The following is a 20,735-nucleotide window of genomic DNA, read 5'->3' as shown; positions in this document are numbered from 1 at the left end:
CGGATAGGCTTGGCGCCGTCATTGTTAAACAATAGCAATGGGGTGTGGCGTTTTTTGGTCTCCGTCTGCCCGATGATCTCGCGGCGCGCTTCGATGCTAAGGCGACTGCCGCCGGCGGTCGCTCAGCGCTCCTGCGCAAGCTGATCGACGGTGCGCTTGAGGACGCCGGCGACAGGTCGAGCGAGATGGCTGCGCCTCGGACCCGCACGACTGACCGGCTACAGCTTCGGCTCATGCGCGAGGATATCGTCCAGCTCGATGCCGCGGCCGATGCGCGTGGGCTCAAACGGACCGAATGGCTGGTGATGCTGTTGCGCAGACGATTGCATGCGACGTCGCCGCCGCCACGCGCGGACCGGGTGCTGATCGCGCAGTCCTGGCGCGAGCTCAACCGGATTGGCATCAATCTCAACCAAGCGGTCCATGCGCTGCATGCCGCGACCATGGTGGATTCCCGTCTCGACCTGGCGCGCGAGGCCGCGCGGGTCGCTTCTTTCCGGGATGAGGTGGCCGATCAGTTGCGCGTGCTCGGCCGCGCGCTCAAGGGTGACATGGCCTATTGGGACACGGCCGATGAATGAGGATGACGACGGTGTCCTGCCGCTCCCCAGTCTGATGGAAGCCTGGCGACCGCCGACCGGGGGTAAGCGCAGCCTGCGCGGGGCGACACTGCGGATCCACTCGGGCGGCAAGGGCAGGGGCGGGAGCAACGTCGCGCCGGCGCTGTCGGCGGCGCAAGCGCGGGCCAAGCTCGAGCGGATCGTGCGCAAGGCCCCGGAGGTCATGGTTAAGATCTCGGGCAAACAGCGTGGCGCCAGGCATCTTGCCGAGCATTTCGGTTACATCTCGCGTCACGGGAAGCTCGAAGTCCGCAGCAGCGAAGGCGAGATCATCACCGACGAAATGCGCTTGAAGGCGATCGCGGCCGATTGGGACATGCTCGATCAGGCGACGAACGCGCATGGGAAGGACCGTCCGACCTCGATGTCGATGGTGTTGTCGATGCCCGGTGGAACGACCGATGCCGCGACCATCCATGATGCCGTCCAGGCGTTCGCGCGCGTCGAGTTCGAAGGGCAGTTCAGTTATATGGTGGCGCTCCACACCGACACCGCTCACCCCCATGTCCATCTGACCGTTGCGACCCAGGGTGCCGATGGGACGCGGTTCAATCCGCGCAAGGCCGACCTTCATCATTGGCGCGAGAGCTTCGCCCATGAATTGCGCCAGCGCGGCATCGCCGCCGAAGCGACGCCGCGCCGCGCGCGCGGCCATGTCCAGAAGCGGGTGCGTTCGCCGGCGCACCATCTGGAGGCACGGACTGCCGGGCAGGGGAGGGACTTGGATCTCAACCGGCTGATTGAGGAGCGGGCGCAGGCGTTCGCACGGTCACAGAACCCGGAGCGCCGGGGGGAGGACGTGCTGGCGCTCGGCCGCCAGAAGCAGATCCGGGGGGCCTATGCAGATGCCGCGGCCGCTTTGGCGGCGACCGGGAAGGAAGAGGATCGGGCGCTGGCCGAGGATATCGCGGGGTTCGTGGCCGATATGCCGCCGGCGGTGTCGCGGCGATTGGAGCGGGCGCGGGAGATAATGATGGCGGATCGGGCGGGGGGTTCTGCAGGCAGTCGTTCGCGCGACACCGATAAAGGTGTTGCTGAAAGCCAAACACCAATGCCGATTGAACGGAAGCCTCGGGACCGCGATCGTTAGAAAGTGACTTAATGATGTGGTAACGCCAAGTCTGTCAGTATTCTTAAAAGGACAACGCAAGCAGGCAATCAGGCTTTTGCGGAACAGCATCGAATTATCCAAGACAATCACACGTTGATTTACGACCCCCAAGTCCGGACGAGCAGATTTTCGTTCGTCACGATGGTATGGACCAGATCGAAATCTACCTAATACGATAGCCTCGACGCAACCTGCCTACCTTTGGCAGCGAGACAAGCAGCTACACGCGCCGCTTCGACGACAGCGCACCAGGGACAGAACCACGTCGAGGAACATGGAGAGGACCGACGACCAATCCATACATTGGATGAAATCATGCGGTCGGGAAAAGGCGATCTGGCGATCGTCCTGCGACAGAAAGCAGCTTGGCTTTTCGACAGCTTGGCGGATATGGCGCATCACTGCTCATTTCCAATCTGCCTCCGCAAAAAGCACAAGTTGATAGTCGTGCAGCTAGAAACACCTATGCACTGTCCGGAGCCTGTGCTTGAACGTAAGGCGGGGCAGCAAGCGAGAGAGAATGGGGTCCGCTTGGGGCATGGGGGAAGAGATCTGCGCATCGGATATCGCATGAGGACCATGGTCAGCGCCTGGCTGTCCCAGTCTGCGCCCCAAGGGTTTAAGGGGCGTCTCGCGCGTCGGCGACCGGGCGATGCGGCCGGGTTGTTCGTTCCGCTGGAATCAGAGGACAGCCGGGCTTTTGCGGAGAAGGCGGGAAGACTTCTCGACGACAGCCGGACCCATATCTTCATCGACACGTCGTTTCTCATGTGGATGATCCGCATCGGCGAGGCACCGCGCCGCGAGCTTATAGAGTGGATGGAGACGACGGCCGCCGGCCGCCTTCATGTTCCGGTCTGGTCGGCGCACGAACTCTACCGCCATCATGTCGAAGGGACGGTCGCGCGCGAGCTGACCAGCACGCTCGAGGAGTTCGAGCGGCTGGCCAAGAAGAGCTTCGATCTGATCTGGCCCTTGCTGAGTGAGCCTTTGGCGGGCGCAGCGAGCGCACAGGCCCAGCGCAATGAGGCGCGTGAGGCCATGCGCTCGACGCGTGCGGTGATCGAGCATGCGCGCCATTGGGGACCAAGCTATGCGCGTCATGCTGCAACGGTTATCGATTTCGCCAACCGGCATGCGATGCGGAACAGCGGCGTTTTCGATTATTTCGAGTCGATCGAGGGGATTGCCGAGGCGCGCTTCACCGGACGGGTCCCGCCCGGCTTTCAGGATCGCAACAAGACGGAAGTCGTGAGCGGCAAGGCGAGTGGAAGCGACAAGGCGCCGGAGGTCGTGGGCAGCAATCGCTGGGGCGATCTCATTTTCTGGAAGGAGATACTGGACGAGGCCCGGATGCGGCGCGCCAACGCCATCGTGATCCTCACCAAGGACGTGAAGAATGACTGGCGCATGGGCGGTACGTTGCCGGCCGCAGGCGGCGACGGCACGGCGACCGGCGAGCCTCCCGCCCATCCGACGCTGGTGTTCGAGGCTGCCCAGCGCGCCGGCGTGCGCGACCTGATGCTGCTCGATCACAGGCGTTTGTCGACGCTGTTCGATGTTAGGGGCCTGCCTGGCGAAGCGTTCATCGCCGCGGCGAAGCCCCCGCCGCCAACTACGCCGAAGACCGAAGCGGAGCTTCGTACCGAGGAGACCGAGCGGACAATCAAAGCCCGCGAGGCAGTCAGGGCGTCGGACGCGCGCAAGGCCGGGGTCCTGTTCGTCGATCCTGCCGGGCTCGCGGTGTCCGAAGCGAAGCTCCGACGCGCGCTGGTCGAAACCAAAGGCGCAAAGCGGCAGACGGTTGCAGGCCTGCCGGCCGCCATCGCGCTGTTGGAACGGGCAGCGGCGGACAATGCATCGCTGGCGCGGCTCCTGCGCGATGGAGCGCTGGCGGGGCTCGATCATATCGGCCTCGTCGGCGTCGCGCGGCACCTGGGACTGGAGGCGCTCGATCGCGCTATTTTGGAGTCGGCCGTCACAGAGCTGGCGACACTAGTCGAACAATTGCCGCCGGCCACGGCGGGGTTCGTCTATTTCGGTCTGTTGGCGGCGGCCTATCTTGAAAGCGATGGCAATGCGTTCCGCGCGACGCCGGGATCCCCCGCCATGCAGCGGATCTTCGGGTATCAGGGGTGCGATTTCGCGAGCCTCCCCATCGCCACGTTGCGCGCGCGCACGACACGCGCCGAGCGCTGGCCGGTCTACCTGCCCGATCCGGAAGCGCCGCAGATCGTCGTGCGGATGGAGGTCGACACTGATCTGGCCGCGCCGCTGTCGTTGCGGGCGCTTTGGCTCGGTGACCATCAACTGCTGACACCCGCCCAAGGCGATCCGGCGTTGCGCCTGCAGATGCGCTTTGCCGACGGCGAGGCGCGACCGGAGCTATTGCTCGACCATATCGCCGAGCTCTATGCCCTCCCGCGCGCGCAGATAGTCGCCGAGACGGGCGTCACGACAGCGTTCAGTTTAGAGGAATATTCAGGGTTCAAAGCGCCAAGCAGCGTTTTTGAGTTCCAAAGCGCAGAGGCAGAGTGATGAGCCAGCCACGAGAGATACCGGTCCAGCCCTATTTTGGCGGCTTCGTGCTCGAGACGCTGACCGTCGGCATGTACGGCGAGTCGCGCAATGCGTTGCGCGAATATGTCCAGAATGGCTTCGATTCGATCCAGAGCGCGATCGAGCAGAAGCTCCTGGCGCCGGGCGAGGGCCTGATCACGGTCTGCTATGATGCGGACCTGCGCGGCCTCAAGATCCGAGACAATGGCGCGGGCCTGCCCGTGGCGCACGCCAGCAGCACGCTCACCTCCATTGGCGCATCACGCAAGGATTTCCGATCCGACGCGGGCTTTCGGGGCATCGGCCGGCTGGCCGGCATCACCTTCAGCGACGAGGTGATCTTCACGACCAAAGCGGCGGGCGAGGCCGAGGCGACCATCGTCACGTTCGATGCCAAGAAGATGCGGCACATGATGTCGCCCGAGCATGGCAATGAGCATACCGCCGAGGAGGTGCTGCGCCGTTGCGTGAAGGCGACCGTGGTCGATTGGGACGGGGCTGCGGCGCCCTTTTTCGAGGTCGCGCTGCGCGGCTTTACGGAAGCGCCTGAGGAATGCACCTCGCCCGAGGCGATCCGCGGCTTCCTATCCCAGGTCGCGCCAGTGCCCTACGCCGGCGACTTTCCCTTCGTAGCGAAGCTCAAGGCGGCGGCGCGCGAGGGCGGTATCCCGATCGAGACCGTTAGGATCGAGATCCATTCGGAGACAGGCGCCGTCAGCGAGGTGCGCAAGCCCTATGGCGCGCTGTACGAAGTCGAGAACGCCCCAGAGCATGCGCCCTTGGTTGCAATCGAGATCTTTCGATATGCGCATTGGTGGGGCTGGATGGGCAAGAAGGATGTCACAGGCACTTTCCTAGACCCGACCGTGCGGGGCGTGCGGGTCCGCGCCAAGAACATCCAGATAGACGGCACGGATGTCGTGGCGGACATATTCCGGCGCTTTTCCGCCAAATCGAACGAGCGCTATCAAGGCTGGGTGGTCGGCGAGATCTTCGTCGATCTCAAGGTGGTCATCCCCAATGCGCGGCGAGACGGGTTCGAGGAAACGAAGAGTTGGACCGACATGCGGCGGGAAATCGCGGCATCGATCTGCAAGGAGGCGGGAAGCTGGGCGCAGTCGACGTCGAATCTGGGCCAGCTGACCCTAGAAAAGCTTCGGGAGAAGTCGACTCGGCTGGAATCGGATCTCTCCGGGCTTCGCCGCAACGATTTCAAGAGCACCGACCGCACGTTGACATTGTCGGCGGCGGTCACGAAGTTGCAGGGCGAGGTCGCGAAAGCCTCGAAAAATGCGGAGCCGGCCACACTAGCGGAGCTTCAGCATCTGGGGTCCCAGCTCACCGACATGAAGACCGAAGCGGTGGGAAAGCTGGCGCCGCCGGCCAAGGGACTGACCGACGAGGTCGAGCAACAACTGCAGGACAAATTGCTCGACGAATTGCTGGTGCTGTTCGAACGGCGTCTCGAACTGCCCTGTCTGGCCGCCGTTCGCGCGATCATTCGCGACGAATATGACTGGCCCCAGCGATAAGCGCGCGCATTGCCGCTCCATAGCGGCGCACAGAGCCTATTATATCGCTGGCACCTTGACGTGCAGGGTGCTACCGACGAATATGCATTCCAGAAATGCAAATTCGTCGGGACAGGAATGACCAAAATACAGTGTGTCATTGGCAATTCTGCCGACCGAAAGGTGCTGATGGGCTTCGCGCCAGCAGCGCTTCTGTTCCGGCACAGCTTCGCCGACATTCTGAACGAGGATACCGGACAGGGCTATCAGCGCCGGTTCAACGCTCGGCACAGCCAGGATTTCCGGCGCTATATCCGGCTTCCGCAAAGTTCGACGCCGCCCTTGACGCTGAACCTGCGTCCCAATGACGAAGGCGCTTGGGACGTCGCGGAACGCGGGGACGGCACGGCGGTCCTGACGATCGCGGAGGCTGCAGGCAAGATTCTCGCCCAGGTCGATTGTCAGCATCGTCTGGGGCATATGGACGAGCTCGATGTCTCCCTGCCCTTCATGATTTATATGGGGCTGACGGTCCGCGAGGAGACCGAGGTCTTCCTGACGATCAACGGCAAGGCCAAGGGGCTGAGCACCAGCCTTCTGGATTTCCATGACGCCCAGATCGCCGATGATCTGGCGAAGGATCGGCCAGAGCTGTTCGCGGCGCTGCATCTCCATAATGAAGAAGCGTCGCCCTGGTACCGGCGGCTGGACCTTGGCGGCAACAGCACATCGGGGCTTTTGCGGCGCGCGTCCCTGCGCACGATGCAGAAGGCCGCCGCGCGGTTCATCAACACGAGCAAGATCTTGAAGACGCGCTCGCCTGAGCATTGCGCCACGGTGCTGCTCAACTTCTGGCGCGCGGTCGCGGAGGTGCTGCCCGATCAGTGGAATGACAGCCGCAAGCACATCCTGACCAAGGGCATCGGCGTCTATGCGCTCTCGGACCTTGCCGCCGACCTCTATATCGAGGCGCCGGATCAGCAGCGTGTCGACCGCCGCTATTTCGTCAATGCGCTGGGGGATTTCGTTCATGACATCGACTGGACGTCGAAGGGCATGGGGAAGGGCTTGGGCGGCGAAGAGGGCGCGAACGAGCTTCGCGACCGGATCCGAACGACGCGGCGCAAGAAATCGGTCAGGCTGGTATCCAATGGCTAACAAGAACATCCTGCTGATCGAGCCGGGCTACAAGAATAAATATCCCCCGTTGGGCTTGATGAAGATCGCCCAATATCATGGGCCGCATGGCAAGAAGGACCGGGTCCGCTTCATCAAGGGAAATGACCGTTCGGTGCTGAAGCAGGCGTGGGACCGTATCTATGTCACGACATTGTTCAGCTTCGAATATCCCAAGATCAGCGAGACAATCGACTTCGCCATCGAGGCATCGAACGGCCAACCCGACAAGGTCTTCGTCGGAGGGATCGCCGCCTCGCTGATGCATGAGCGCTTCCTGGAAGAGCGGCGCTGGCATGGCGCCCGGTTCATCCAGGGGCTGCTTTCGGATGCACCCGCGTTGGCGCTGCAGCTCGATGCGTTCAGCGAGGAATTCTACGCCGATGATGTCGCGGGCGAACCGATCGAGAATCTGGTGCCTGATTATGGGATCCTTGAGCAGATCGAGTATCGCTATCCGGTGCGCGACGCCTATTTTGCCTATTGTTCGCGCGGCTGTATTCGCAAATGCCACTTCTGCGGCGTGCCCAAGCTCGAGGGCGCCTTGCGCGACACAGAATCGCTGACCGCACTCGTCCAGTCGATCGACAGACTCTATGGTCCGAAGAAGGACCTCATTTTGATGGACAATAATGTAGTCGCCTCGGCGAAGTTTAAGGACATCATCGCCGAAATCCGAGATCTCGGCTTCGTGCCTGGCGCCAAGCTGCTGCGCGAAGGCGCGCGCACGCCGGTCCAGCGCCGCGTCGATTTCAACCAGGGGGTGGACGCGCGGATCCTGTGCAAGGACCCTATGTATCTGCGCGAACTAGCAACGATCTGCCTCAAGCCCTTGCGGATCGCATTCGATCATCTTGGCGTGAAGAAGCCCTATGAGCAGGCGGTCCGCTATGCGGCGGAATATGGGCTGACAGAACTGTCGAACTATATGCTCTATAATTTCCACGACAATCCGGCCGACCTCTTCGAGCGGATGCGGCTCAACGTGACGCTCAATGAGGAACTGGGCGTGCGGGTCTGGTCCTTCCCGATGCGCTATCAGCCGACCAATCGGCCTGACCGCGGTCATATCGGCGAGAAGTGGACACGCTATCAGCTGCGCTCGCTCCAGATCGTGCTGCAGGCGACGCACGGCGTCGTGAGCGGCGAGCCGGCCTTTTTCCGTCGTGCCTTTGGCGACACCTTTGCCGAGTTCGAGTCGATCCTGACCTTGCCGCACGACTTCATCTTCAACCGCGACTGGTATGAGGAATATGACGGGCGGCATCGCCTGGGCGAGTTCCGGGAAGCCTTTGCCAGGCTCGATGCCGCCGAACGGGCCGAGTTGCTGCAGCTTCTGTCGTCCTGCGATCCGCGCGACTTCGTGCGGTTGCCGGGACAGGCCACGAGCCGGGCGGTCGCGCGCATCCTACCTTTCTATGTTCCGGTGCCCAAGGCGGAGCTGCTCGACATCTGGGCGAAGCGAAAGGCCTACGCTGCGACACCGATCGACATCGGCATTCCGGACGATGAACGGGTCGAGGATGCGGGCCTCGACTATGACGAAGATATTGTGGTGCGGGACGTGATGAACGAGAGGGCTGCGGCGTGACGATGGGGGCGGCCGCATCGCGGCTCAGGGCGAAGACCGGAACGAGCGCGAGCCGCGTGAACGCCGAGGACATCATCATCGGCAATGACCTGCTCGAGCTGGTTTCGAGCGCCATGTATGTCGATCCGATGAGCATATTTCGCGAATATGTTCAGAATGCCGCCGATGGGATCGAGCAGGCACGTCGCACGGGTGCGCTGGATCAGGTCGCACCCGGCACGGTCCATATCGAGATCGACAGCAAGCCCCGCTCGGTCAGGATTCGCGACAATGGCGTCGGCTTGGGCGGCGATACATTCGTGAAGCGGCTGACGGCGCTGGGCGCCAGCGCGAAGCGCGGTACCGATGCGCGCGGCTTTCGCGGCGTCGGGCGCCTCGCCGGCCTCGCTTATGCGCAGGATCTGCTGTTCCGCTCGCGCAGTGACAAGAGTGAGTCGGTTCGGGAATTGTGCTGGGACGGGCGCATGCTCAAGGCGCTGATGCGCGAGACCGATGGACCCAATGACATCCGCGCGCTGATCGAGCGGATCGTCACGGTCAAGGACATCGCGGGTGAAGACTATCCCGAGCATTTCTTCGAGGTCGAGCTGCGGGGCATCGTGCGGTTGCGGGGCGATCCGCTCCTCAATCCGAACGCCATCGCCGATTATCTCGCGCAGGTTGCGCCCCTCCCCTTCTCACCCGCGTTCAGCCATGGCGCGGCGATCACCGCAAGGCTTGCCCAAAATGTCGTGCAGGCGCCACTGGCACTGACGGTGAGCGGCATCGACGGCCCGGTGTACCGTCCGCATCGCGATATGATCGCGAATGGCAATAAGACGCCGCTCGCGGTGCACGCGGTCAGCTTCATCGACGTGCCCGACATCGATGGCACCGTCGGCGCAGTCGGCTGGTTCCTTCATCATGACTATGAGGGCGCGCTTGCGACCGCGACGCTCCAGAAGGGGTTTCGGCTGCGCGTCGGCGACATCCAGGTCGGCGGCGATGCGCTGCTCGAACAGGAATTTCCCGAATCGCGCTTCAATAGCTGGACCGTCGGGGAGCTCCATGTGCTCGATCGGCGGATCGTGCCCAATGCGCGGAGGGATCATTTCGAGCAGAATGCGCATTTCGCCAATTTGGTGAACCACCTGGGGCCGCATTTTCGCGACATTGCGCACCGCTGCCGGACGAGCTCGGTGCAGCGCAAGGCCCAGCGCGATCTGGAACTGGCGCTCGAGGCGACCTCGGGAAGCCTCGATCTTCTGCGTCAGAACAGCGTCACCCCGGCGGCGCGCACGCGGCTGGTGCGCGAGATCGAAGGACAGATCGACAAGGCCGAACAGCTCGCCGCGGCGAGCGAGGCGACTGCACCGATCGTCGACAAGGTGGCGCACGCGCGGTCGGCGCTGAGCGAACTGGCGGACCTCGGCAGCGTCGATCCACTCGCGTTTCTGAAGCCCAAGGAGCGCGGCCAATATCAGCGTTTCTTCGAGCTCATTTATGAGTGCTCGCAGAACCGCGTGGCGGCCAAGGCGCTGGTCGATCGGATCATCGCGAAGATTTCAGAGTGACCCAGCGAGGCTGAAGCCCTCGGCGTGGGCCGTGCGGTAAGGCACCCCGATCCCAGACTTCAGCCGATCGATTTCCAATCGTGCCCACAACTGCGACGTTCGAACGCGCACGGCAGCGGCCATGGGACAGAAGCCTATCGCTTACCGGGACAGCCGCTGAGCCACGTGCCCGCGCAGAGCTGCAGGCAAACGGGTGAAAAAAGCTGACGACCGGGCGATCAGGATGACGGTCTGAAGCTCTCGTCAACGCGACCACCGGGCGCCGGCAGAAGCTCGACGTCGATCTTTTCGGCATCGCTGGCCTCGAACGTGTCGCGATATAATGTCTCGATCTCGCTCGCCTCGTTATCGCTGAGCACCGCGAACTCACGGTCGCGCGCGCGGCCCGAGAGGTGCCCTTCGTGCTGGGCCAGGAACTTGCGCAGCAGTTCGACCTTTGCGCTCGGCATATCGACGAGTTGCTGGACGCCGCGGTTGAACCGGTCGAACGCCTTGAGAAAGCGCACCTCGGCGGGCAAATCTTCCATAATGGTCTGCTCGACACATTCGTAGAGAAAATGGCTGTGCAGGCTGGCGTCGAAAAACCGGTAAAAATCGGCGGTCTCGTTCACAACCTCGACATTGCCCAGGGCCGTGCGCGACCATGAGATTTCGGGAAGGAGCGCATGCGAGTAGCTTTGCAGCACCTGGCGATAATCATCGATCCGCCGCAGGATCGCAGCGCTCACCGGAAAGATGAGGCCCGGCGGATTATAATGGGCGGCGGCCAGCGCATGGTGGATCAGCCAGCGATGAATGCGTCCATTGCCGTCGGCGAAGGGATGAACATAGACGAAGCCGAAGGCGAGCGCGCTGGCGGCCACGACCGGATCATAGCCGCCGGCGAGCGTGCGGTCGGCATAGGCGACGATGCCGTCGACCAGGTCTCGCAGATCCTCATGGCGCGCGCTGATATGATCGGGAATGGGGTCGTTGGTGTCACGGTCATGGGTGCCGACGAATCCGCCTTCGGTGCGCAGGCCCAGGGGCACGAAGCGGGCATCGCCGATTACGATGCGCTGGAGGCGGTCGAGTTCGGCCAGCGTCAACTGGCCGGTGCCCGCCTGGGCGATCGCCTGCCCCCAGCGCACGGTGCGGTTGCCTGACGGCCGCTCGCCTTCGATGGCGAAGGAGGATTTGGAATCGTTGAGCAGCATGAAAGCCGCGGCGCGCGCGACGAGATCGGGATTGATGCGATCGACGGCGGCGCGGGCGCGGAGGTCGAGCCGCTTGGCAGAAGCAGCGACGAGCGCTGGCGTGCGCCAGACCATCGGGCAGAATGCGGGTGTCCCCGGCAGATTGTCGATGACTTTGTGGCGGGCCGACGGTTCGCCGCCGTCGAGCGCGAACTGCTGTGCAGGATCGACGACCGGGACGAGACCGAGCTTCCCCAGATTGGGCAGATCGAGCTCCCGGCCGGTCAGCCATTCATAGAGGAACCATAAGCGGCGGGCGAAGGTGCCGGTGGGTGTCGCGCGCACCATCTGCGTGATCTCGCGCCCGTCGATGACGGCGAACAGCCGGGCGAGTACCATCAGGTCCAGCCCCTCGCGCTTCAGGGCAAATATCAGATGACCTTCGAGCGTCGGCTCGGGGCCTGGCGCGGACTGAGCATCGTCCAGCTGTCGTTGGACGATGGGCGGTGGCGCTCGCCCAAGGCGACCATATGATGCGGCAGCGGCAGTTTCAGGTCATAGGTGTCGATTAGCGCGGCATAGCCGGCTAGGATACCTGCCTCCGGCAGGGCCCGTCCGCGGAAGTCCGTGATGGAGAATGACGGCCATTTGGACACCCGATTTTCCCTGCGTTAAAAACCTAACCCGACCATGGCCGCGTGTGTCAAAACCTTCACCAAGCGCGCAGAACTATAACCTGACCCATATTTTGCGCAATTTCTTTAACCGCGCAGCATCAACGGCGTTCCGAATACTTCGGACGCCCACGCTGAAGGTACACAGCCGATCCTACTTTCCTACTGTCGCGCAAGGTCGTCCGCAAGAGCAAAAATCAATATTGCGTGCAAACTTGCAAATCGTCTTGCGCGAGCGTATCCAGGCTAACGAATGGGAGGCAGGCATGGGTATTCCGACGGCAGTCCTGCGCAAGGCGCGCGAAGAGGCCGGGATCAAGCAGGGCGACATGGCGGCGCGTCTCGGGGTCAGTTCAAACAGCGTAGTCTCGCGACTTGAACGGACCGAGACCACCGACGAGGCGATGGCTCGGCGCTATCTCGAGGCGATCGACACGGAAGAAAGCCGCGCGATCCTTACCTTTTACAGCCGCGAATGGTCCATCTCGGACCGCCCGGCCTTTGGTCATCCCGACCGGGAGCTGCTCTGGTCCGCTGAACAGGCGCTGCAACAGCTGGCGCGGTTCGAGGGGAGCGAGGATTACGACGCGCTGTTGGCCGCCCCCATTAACCTATTCCGCACCAATTTGCTGAGTGCGGCCGAATTTCTCGGCGAGGTCGAGCATTCGCTGGCATGGATCGGCAGTGTCGGCGTCGGCAAGACCACGGCGCTGTCGCATCTCACCAATCTCATGGTGCCGGGCCCCGGTGGCCGGCCTCAGCCAGTGTTCCCCGCAAGTGGCGGCCGGACTACGACGAGCGAGGTCGCCATTCGCACAGCGCCGGCCTTCGGCATCATGGTCGAGCCGAAGCCCGAGGATGAGGTGCGCCTGATCGTGGGCGAAATGGTTCGTGCCGCTGCCGAGGGCGCCGGCGGCGTTTCGACGGAGATCGATCGGGCGATCCGCAACATGGCGGAGCTCAAGCGGCGCAAGAACCCAACCGATCCGCGCAGCTTCATCGACCCGATCAAGGAGATGATCGAGACGGGCGGCGATCAGGACGATGTCGTCCAGGATATCGTCAACCGGATGCGACTCGAGCAGCGGACTGAAACCCAGATGATCCTGTCGGAGACGACGGTGAACGGTCTGGAATGGCTGTCGAAGAACATCACAGCGATCAACTTCGGACAGCATGCGCGCTTCTCGCTGCCGCAGCGCGTGACGGTCTATGTGCCCGAAAGCGCGATGCGCCGATCGGGCTACCGTCTCAACGTCATTGATACGAAGGGCATCCTCGGCACGACCGAGCGGGCTGATCTCATGGCCCATCTGGCCGAGCCGCGCACGCTGAGCATCCTATGCTGCGCGTTCAACGACGCGCCCGGCACCGAGGCGCTCAAGATCGCCAAGACGCTGCAGGAGCTGCGGCTCGACGCGGTCGAGCGGCAGCGGGTGATTCTGCTCGCCTTGCCGCGCGGCGACGAGGCCCTGAAGGTGATCACCGAGGATAATGAGCCGCCCGAGGATGCGGCGGAGGGCTATGCAATCCGGGCGATGCAGGTCGAGGATTCCCTGCGCGAGGCGGGCGTGCCGCCGATCCCGGTGCTGTTCTTCAACGCCATGGAGGAGTCGGCGCCCGATGTGTGGAGCGCGCTGTGCCGGCAGATCGATGCGATGCGCTCGCGCCAGCATGAGCGGCTGAGCCGGTTCGTGGCGCTTTCGCACGATCTGGTATCGAACACCGATGCCGCGCGCATCCAGCAGGCACGGATCACGCTTGCCGACGAGGTCGAACGCATGGTCGGAGATTATCGCAAGCTCCCCAATGTGATCCGGCCGGCGCACCAGCGATTGCTCGACGAATTGCAGACCAGCCATGCAAGCTCGATCGCGGCGGCGGTGGCACGGCGGGGCAATTGGGACAATTTCGAGATGCACTTCATGATCGGCTCGGGTGTACGCGCCGACGCCAATTTGCGGACAGCCGAGCTCTTCTCCCGCATCAACGGCCGGCTCGACGCGCTGACGGGACGCTTCTCGAACACCCGCGAGGCCCAGGCGTTGGTGGAGACGCTCGCCGAAGAGCTGTCGGAATGGCAGCAGGAGTTTCTGGGGCGCGCGCTGACGATCGGGCGCAATACCTTCAAGCCCTATCTCGACAAGGCCGAAGGCTTCTGGAGCGACCTGTGGGCCCGCTACGGACAGGGTTCGGGCTATCGGGACGATATCGCAGCGATGGTGCGCGAATGGTTTGAGGAAACGCCCGAACTGGTCGAGGCGCGCAACAAGATCGACGCGCGGCTGACCGACGCCTGGGACGAGCTTGTGCTGCAGCAGCTAGTTGAGGCGACGCGGATCAGCGAGGTCGAAGTGGGGCTCTGAGCGCTCAGCCACAAGTTCGCGGGCACGCAGGCATCGGTAAGCATCCGAATGCGATCGTGGTGCGTTTCTACGCTGGGCAGACAGATGAATGCTGCCCCGTTACGCCGAGCCGATCATTGACATTCGCTCGGCGAAGACGTAGATCAAAGCGAGAACAGGATTGCCTATGCACACTGAAGCGCTCACCGGATCCGCATCCCCGCCGAGTTACCGCAACAGCTGGCGGCTGGCCGTCGACCGCGCCTGGCAGAGCCGTAAAGTTCGCCGGCAGTTCGAGGGCGAGAATGATCTTGTGCCGCTCGCGGAGGATGAAGCGGGCCGCATGAGCCAGGTGGGTACGGGTTATACGAAATCGTACCAGGATCTGTTTACGCTGTGGGCCACCCGGAACCTGGGTCTTGAGGATCAAGCCCCGGCGCCCATCCGCGCGCAGCTCTCGTAAAGCCAGTCGCAGACTGCTTTTTCCTGAACCGTGCTCGCCCAGAAGCGGGGCAGCGGCCGTTCAATTCCATTCAAGATGATTCTGAGGCGCGCTTCAAGCCCGCCTGAGGCTGATCCCATGGACGTCGCTCAGTAAGGCGACCGCGTCGAGCAGCGTCGCTTTTTTCTTGTCGCTGACGCGCAGGCCGTCGATCGCCGCGCATATATCGTCTCGTCTGCGAACTTCGGCCTCTTGGATCGCCGCATGGAAATCGGACACGCGCCGCTGCTCGCGCACCGCGCCTGCGAGTTGGGCCGCATGTCCAAGGCCATCGGCAAAGGCGACGATATTGCTGATGCCGGGCGCCAACCCTACACCGTCCTTCGCGAGATCAGCGCCAGCCCGATAGACGGCCGCGCGCGCATCGACCTGGATCTTGGCTTCATATTGGCGCAGCTCGTCCGCGATCTCGGCCTTGAAGGACTTTGCCAACCCTTCGGCGGCCGCAGCGATAGCGCCAACATCGAGGCGGTCGAGCGCATCCTGCGCGTCCGGCAGCGCCGCATGATGCAAATAGTCGCGCACGATCCCGTCATAGCGCTGCTGGAAGCCCTGTTGCTGAAGGGCCCGGCCCAGCTGATGCGCGGTGGTGAAGCTGATGGCATCGATGACCTGGGATGGAACGGAGAGCGCGCCGATGGCGTCGAGCGCAAAGCCCATAAAGGTTTGAAGGAAAACCGCCTCGTCAGTGAGATAGGCGGGCTCGGCGTCGCGCGCGGCCAACATAACGTCGGTGGCCTTGAACGCGGACAAGGGATTGAGGTCGGTACCAGTTTCGCAGCGCACGACCCCGGTTCCCACCATATGATAGCAGGTCGCGCTGAACCGCTCGAGCAACGCGCGGCGATCGTCGGGAAGGGTTCTGAAATAGGCAAGGAGATTGGCATTGGCGCTGAGGTCGAGGCCTTCGATGGCGGCAACGATCTCCGCGAGGTCGCGTTCGGCGAGCCCGGCTTCGGCGGTGAGCTGGCGCGTGATCATGGCTTGCGTGTTGTGAAGCCCGTCGAGCAGGAGCTTGCGATAGCGGTCGGCGACGTCCGCTAGGGTCCATGGCATGACGCGGCCGACGCCGGCCTCGATGCGGGCGACATGTGCGGCAAGGCGCCGCCCGTCGATTCCCGCGGCGGCATGGTCACCGGCTGAAGGGATGAGATCGGCGAGTTCGACCTTGTCGGTCCGGAAGGCGGGAAGCAGGCTCGCGCCGGCGAACAGGTCGGGATGCTGGTCGAGCAGCAGCACGGCGAGCGGCGAGAGCAGATAGGCCGCATTGAGGGTAACGAGGCCCTTGGTGATGATCTTGATCTTGAGCGCCTGAGCGGTGACCGCTACGCTCCCCGCCGGATCGCCAGGATCGAGCAGCTGGGGCAGAAGGTCGGTCGAATAGACGCGCGGTCCCTGAAGGGCGCTCGCATCCACCTGGATGCGACCATCGAAGAAATTCGGCATGCCACACCCTTGCGCCGTAATTGGATGCAAAGGCTTTCGACGCGCGGAACGGGCGTGTCAATAACGGGCGCGGCAATCATACCGCCAACCCACAAAGACGCGGGGGACTGTCGCACCTTCGGCCGCTTCGCAGGCCGCCCGAGCCGACACCCGGTCGAGCTTTGCGGCCCCCTTTCATCTAATGTTCTCTGTAGAGGGGCGGCATTGCAGCCGCCGGCGAAAATCAGCATGTTTAGGGGGTGCTACTCTAAGTCATGCTGCACCTTCCGGGCCGCCACGGCGCACCGAGATCCTTGGAGAAGCGGTAATTCTCGAACCAGCATCAGCGCATGCCGTCCCGCCCTTGAAGGCGAGAAATTCGCGCAAAGGATGCTGCGCCAGACCGGTCAGGAACCAGGCCAGGCAATAGTCGCATTCGATCACCGCCTCGGGCACGCGACGGCCGCGCGGCTTGAGAAGGCCGCTGGCGATACGGGAGAGATCGCGCCGGGGAATCATCAACTGCTCCGGATTATATCGAGTTCGTCGGGCTCGACATTGAGCCGGATGCGCCAGCGTGCCAGCATCCTGCCTTCATTGGGAAACAGCGGATCGAGACGCTGATAGGTCGGGGTCAGCCGCGCGCGCAACGGCTCCAATGCGGCTGCGTCGGCCAGCCCGTAAAATTCCAGCAGATAGCCCAGGCGACGCATTACCGCGCCAACGCCGAGGCGAAGCGCATAGTCGATCATCAGTTCGACCCGTAGCGTATCGCGCTTCATCCAGAGTCCCTTGGCGACCTCTGTAATGCCACCGACATATTGCGGATGGTCAAGACCATCGATGATGGTCCGCTCGGGATCGCTGACCCTGACCTGCTCTTCGGATGTGATCCAGATATCGGTCACACCGAAGAAATCCTGCGGCTTGACGTCGACGAAGCGGAACTCATAGCCGTGGATGTGCTGCGGGCGCAGCCGTTTGGCGCAGGAGACGATGATGGCCAACTGCGGTTGGGTGACCATGCGGTGCAGCTCCAGCGCGCTGCCGTGAGAGATGAAGTAGTCCGCGTCGCCAACCAGCGTTCTTGCGATGAGGTAAGGATCGCTCACATGCTCGGTGTCGCGGCCCCGCTCGAAGGGCACCAGATTGTAGAGGCCGGGCTTGAGGCGCGTGACGATGCCGCGCGCTTCGGTGTTCGCAACGAGGCTGCGTGCCGATGACGGGCTCAGACCTGTGATCTCGGTGACGTCCGCGAGCGAAAAGATCGGCTGACGGCGTTCGTTGAGCTCGACGATCAGCTGAGCGGCCCGAGGTCCAAGCGTCTTGAGATTATATCCTTCGCGCAATTTGAGCCTCTGCGAGCGATGTCCGGCGCATTCGCTATAACGGTGATTATATTATCTGGTAAGATTGTCGCGCTTTGCGGGACGGTTCGCGCGCATAGTATATATCCGACGGGCTCGAGTTGCACCGCTCGTGGTTTACCAATCACGATAAATGTTCGGCTGAGCCGAACAAAGGTGCCGATTCTTAAACCGGGAGGCGATCGCCTGACCCATTTGTCGCAGAGGGATTGCGGCACAAAAAACCGCTTCCCGGTCACCGAGAGCGGCTGCGTTCCTGAGGCTCTGGCTCGCGACCTGGACGAGGGATGGGTGGCGTCGATGGGTCACGGCCGCGGACCACATCTTGCCTGACGCTTGGGGCGGCATCCTTGACCATTGCCGGGCGGATCTTCCGTCCCGCCGCAATATGCGCATCAAGCTGTGTGCGGGCGACTGTCATCACCCGAGCAACCGCCTCGGGATTGTCGAACAACGTCCGTCGGATCACCGCCTCCATCACGCGCATCTGGCTGTCGGCGGCACGATCATTCGGCGTGTTGCCCCGATCGCCGCGCCGAGCATCCGGCCGCTCCAAACCATTGCGCTCGCTCTGGCGGCTTATCCCGGCTGACCCACGGGCGACATCAACGTCACGGGCTGCCATGGGCGCAATCGTATTGCGGCTCGTCTCCCCACGCAGCCGATCAAGCTCCTGGAGATCGCGCTCGTTGGGCTTGTAGCCACGTACCTCGAGGCCTTTTTGACTGGCCTCGATCCAGACCGATCGCCGAAATTCTTCTGATCCTGTGACCTGTATCCGATCCCAATTGCGGTGTTGTGCGATCGCCACCAGATCCTTGACGACCTCCTGACTCTCCGTCGCCGTGACCAGACGCCGGCCCTGATCGCGAAACGCGGGATCCTTCGCTTGCGCCGTCGTGAAAAAGGCCGGTTCGCCCGACCATTTCGCCTTGTCGGCATAATAGCGCTTCCGCACACTCTCCGGCACATCGCCCGCCTCGATCGAATGCACCTTGGGCGCACTTCGCGACGCACCGACAGTGCCGGCATGACCAGGCGCTTCGGTGGGACCGTCCTTTGATCCCCCGGGCGAGGATTTTTCTGGCGCAGCCGCCTTGCGCTGTTTGGCGTCGTCGAGGCCAACGCTGTTGGCACTGGTCCGCGCCGTACCCGATTGCTTGCGATCATTCTCTGCCATGGTCATGCCTCTCGGTCACAAATTCTGGAGATTGGGCGCCGACACCCATGGGCTCGAGAACGGCCCGGGCCGTCATCGCCGTGACAAAGGCGATAGCGGCCTGTTCGTCGCCAGGCGGTGGTAGATCCACCATGTCGCCGAGCACCAACATGTCGTCGGTGATTTCGGCAAAGCCCGACAGCTCGTCACCGGTGAGCGTGCGCACGGCAGGGTCCGCCCGCTCCGCTGGCGCGGTCGCTTGACCGTCGTTCAACAGAGCAGCCCTCTTCGCGCCAAGGGCCAAGGCCAACGGATCGCTGCTGCTCGCCCCGCCTGCCAATTTGGCGGCGGACGACACTGTGCCGATCGCGATCGGACGGGGCGCGACCTTGGGTGGGTCACTGATCCGGCTCGTGAAGCGCTTCGAGCGGAAATACTCGATCTTGCGACCCCTGACGGGCGGAATTCCGCCGCGCATCAGCAGAAGGTCGCCCTTGGGCATCTGCATCAGTTCCTGGGGCATCATCAGCGCGCGGCGCTGGTCTGACTCCGATACGCTGCGGTTGGCGAGCAGGCCATGAATCGTCCGGCTCTTCGATTTGACGTTCATCGTGAAAAAGCCGAGCCGCTCGGAGAGTTCGTTGGCGACCTTCAGCTCCTTGGGCGTGAACACGATCTCCAGTCCGCAATTGGCGATAATCTCGTCGGTAACGTCCGCGCCATAGATGCCGCGGGGCTGGGACCGGCTCTGGATGACTGGCAGCAGGCGAAGCCCGTAGCCTGCAACGTAGGAAAAGGCCGACGCGATGACCGGCGCCTTGCCGAGGCGGGCGAACTCGTCGAGCAAAATGAGCACCGGCACGCGGCCGCCATTCTCAGGCAGTTCCCGCGTATTGAGATTGATCAGCTGCTGGAGAAAGAGGTTATAGACGGGCGCGATCCGGTCGATATTGTCGGGCGAGACCCCAAGATAGATCGATATCCGTTCGCGCCGGACCTGACGCAAATCGAAATCGCTCTCCGACGTCGCGGCATCGACATAGGGGTTGAGCCAGAGATTGAGCTTTGATGTGATCGTCTGTTTGATGCCCGAAAAGGTGTTGTCCGATGCGGAGGTGAAGTCGCTCAGCGCCGACACACACGCCTGGCTCAGCCGTTGCCCGCGCTGCTTCGCCTCTTCGACGACCTTGGGCAGTTCGATCTTCGGGTCGCCCGTCGTCAGACGGCGATAGATTTCGCCGATCGTGAAGGGGAGGGCGGGGTTGGCCGCGACAAGGGCGCCGACGCCAACAAAGGCCGCCCGCGCCGCTTCCGCCCAGAACGGATCGGCCTTCTCCGGGGCCGGGAACAACATGCCGCCGATCTTCTGGAGTTCATTGATCACATCGGTGTCGTCGAGCCGGTCGATGAAGCTCAAGGGATTGTAGCGGGCGCTTCGCCCTTCAGGATCGAGCGGATCGAACAGATAGACCGCCTGGCCATGCCGGGCACGAAAGCCAGCGGTGATGTCCCAATTCTCGCGCTTCACGTCGAGTACCACGACGGAATCAGCCCAACTCAGAAGATTGGGGATCACCACGCCGACGCCCTTGCCGGCGCGCGTCGGTGCTTCGAGCAACACATGTTCGGTGCCGCCGAAAACAAGATAGCGGCCGCCTTTCTGCCCGACGATGATCCCACTGTTGCTGCGCAGATGTTCGCGCCGGATTTCGCTTTCACGCGCGAACCGTGCCTCGCCATGGAGCGTGCGCCCCCGCTTCAGGATGACGAGGAGGATGACGAAAGCGATGGCGCCGCTGACCAGCGCACCGCGCTCCAGCCACAGATGGAGCAGCGGATCTCCGCGGTAATACCAGAGCCATGCGGGTATCGCCGAGATCTGCATGCGCGGGCTAATCTGGTTCAGGCCGACGAGGGCCACCAGGACCGCGCACAGGGCGCATGCCAAAAAGGTCACCGCGAGCATC

Annotated in this window: 16 protein-coding genes; 9 read left to right on the top strand and 7 right to left on the bottom strand. The window is 63.0% G+C overall.

Going from position 1 to position 20,735, the window contains the following annotated elements; all coding sequences use genetic code 11:
• The first annotated feature begins 44 nt into the window (after window positions 1–44).
• From C1T17_RS19940 to C1T17_RS19910, 7 genes are all read left to right on the top strand, one after another.
• Complete coding sequence (locus C1T17_RS19940) at window positions 45–581, top strand: plasmid mobilization relaxosome protein MobC (protein ID WP_104955422.1); 537 nt, start codon at window positions 45–47, stop codon at window positions 579–581.
• The gene (locus C1T17_RS19935) at window positions 574–1,710 is read left to right on the top strand and encodes a relaxase/mobilization nuclease domain-containing protein (RefSeq protein ID WP_223262981.1); all 1,137 of its coding nucleotides are present in this window, start codon (window positions 574–576) and stop codon (window positions 1,708–1,710) included. The genes C1T17_RS19940 and C1T17_RS19935 overlap by 8 nt, the downstream gene beginning before the upstream one ends.
• 591 nt (window positions 1,711–2,301) lie before the next feature.
• The gene (locus C1T17_RS19930; RefSeq protein ID WP_145959049.1) at window positions 2,302–4,269 is read left to right on the top strand and encodes a PIN-like domain-containing protein; all 1,968 of its coding nucleotides are present in this window, start codon (window positions 2,302–2,304) and stop codon (window positions 4,267–4,269) included.
• Window positions 4,269–5,822, top strand: coding sequence for an ATP-binding protein (locus C1T17_RS19925; RefSeq protein ID WP_104955420.1), 1,554 nt, complete (start codon window positions 4,269–4,271; stop codon window positions 5,820–5,822). Before C1T17_RS19930 ends, C1T17_RS19925 begins: the two co-directional genes overlap by 1 nt.
• Window positions 5,823–5,939: 117 nt before the next feature.
• The gene (locus C1T17_RS19920) at window positions 5,940–6,959 is read left to right on the top strand and encodes a DGQHR domain-containing protein (RefSeq protein ID WP_104955554.1); all 1,020 of its coding nucleotides are present in this window, start codon (window positions 5,940–5,942) and stop codon (window positions 6,957–6,959) included.
• On the top strand, window positions 6,952–8,568 hold the full coding sequence (locus tag C1T17_RS19915; protein WP_104955419.1) for a radical SAM protein: 1,617 nt from the start codon (window positions 6,952–6,954) through the stop codon (window positions 8,566–8,568). Before C1T17_RS19920 ends, C1T17_RS19915 begins: the two co-directional genes overlap by 8 nt.
• A gap of 2 nt (window positions 8,569–8,570) precedes the next feature.
• Entirely contained in the window at window positions 8,571–10,121 is a 1,551-nt protein-coding gene (locus C1T17_RS19910; protein ID WP_104955418.1) for an ATP-binding protein, read from the top strand.
• A 218-nt stretch (window positions 10,122–10,339) separates the two neighbouring features.
• Here C1T17_RS19910 and C1T17_RS19905 read toward each other — a convergent pair whose 3' ends face one another.
• Together C1T17_RS19905 and C1T17_RS22045 are read right to left on the bottom strand one after the other, a co-directional pair.
• The gene (locus C1T17_RS19905) at window positions 10,340–11,695 is read right to left on the bottom strand and encodes a Fic family protein (RefSeq protein ID WP_317617077.1); all 1,356 of its coding nucleotides are present in this window, start codon (window positions 11,693–11,695) and stop codon (window positions 10,340–10,342) included.
• A 32-nt stretch (window positions 11,696–11,727) separates the two neighbouring features.
• Window positions 11,728–11,952, bottom strand: coding sequence for a hypothetical protein (locus tag C1T17_RS22045; protein ID WP_317617076.1), 225 nt, complete (start codon window positions 11,950–11,952; stop codon window positions 11,728–11,730).
• Between the two features lie 245 nt (window positions 11,953–12,197).
• Between C1T17_RS22045 and C1T17_RS19900 the strand changes: the two genes are divergently transcribed.
• Entirely contained in the window at window positions 12,198–14,336 is a 2,139-nt protein-coding gene (locus C1T17_RS19900) for a helix-turn-helix domain-containing protein (RefSeq protein ID WP_189338630.1), read from the top strand.
• 166 nt (window positions 14,337–14,502) lie between these two features.
• On the top strand, window positions 14,503–14,778 hold the full coding sequence (locus C1T17_RS19895; RefSeq protein ID WP_104955416.1) for a hypothetical protein: 276 nt from the start codon (window positions 14,503–14,505) through the stop codon (window positions 14,776–14,778).
• Between the two features lie 93 nt (window positions 14,779–14,871).
• On the opposite strand, the gene C1T17_RS19890 is transcribed toward C1T17_RS19895, so the two are convergent.
• The 5 genes from C1T17_RS19890 to C1T17_RS19870 form a co-directional block, all read right to left on the bottom strand.
• Window positions 14,872–16,263 (bottom strand): hypothetical protein, encoded by a 1,392-nt coding sequence (locus tag C1T17_RS19890; protein ID WP_104955415.1) that lies wholly within the window; start codon window positions 16,261–16,263, stop codon window positions 14,872–14,874.
• A gap of 252 nt (window positions 16,264–16,515) precedes the next feature.
• Window positions 16,516–16,761: a hypothetical protein gene (locus tag C1T17_RS19885; RefSeq protein WP_223262980.1), complete on the bottom strand. Its 246-nt coding sequence runs from the start codon at window positions 16,759–16,761 to the stop codon at window positions 16,516–16,518.
• A complete protein-coding gene (locus tag C1T17_RS19880) occupies window positions 16,761–17,591 on the bottom strand; it encodes a type IV toxin-antitoxin system AbiEi family antitoxin domain-containing protein (RefSeq protein ID WP_104955414.1) in 831 nt (276 codons plus the stop codon). The genes C1T17_RS19885 and C1T17_RS19880 overlap by 1 nt, the downstream gene beginning before the upstream one ends.
• A 253-nt stretch (window positions 17,592–17,844) precedes the next feature.
• Entirely contained in the window at window positions 17,845–18,795 is a 951-nt protein-coding gene (locus C1T17_RS19875) for an LPD7 domain-containing protein (RefSeq protein ID WP_189338629.1), read from the bottom strand.
• Window positions 18,776–20,734 carry a type IV secretory system conjugative DNA transfer family protein gene (locus C1T17_RS19870; RefSeq protein WP_223262990.1) on the bottom strand — a complete coding sequence of 653 codons (1,959 nt, stop codon included), beginning with the start codon at window positions 20,732–20,734 and terminating at the stop codon, window positions 18,776–18,778. The genes C1T17_RS19875 and C1T17_RS19870 overlap by 20 nt, the downstream gene beginning before the upstream one ends.
• Between the last annotated feature and the right edge of the window lies 1 nt (window position 20,735).

Source organism: Sphingobium sp. SCG-1, assembly GCF_002953135.1.
Lineage (GTDB): Bacteria > Pseudomonadota > Alphaproteobacteria > Sphingomonadales > Sphingomonadaceae > Sphingobium.
Note: the sequence above shows the minus strand (reverse complement) of the source record. Positions and strands in the feature narration are given on the sequence as shown.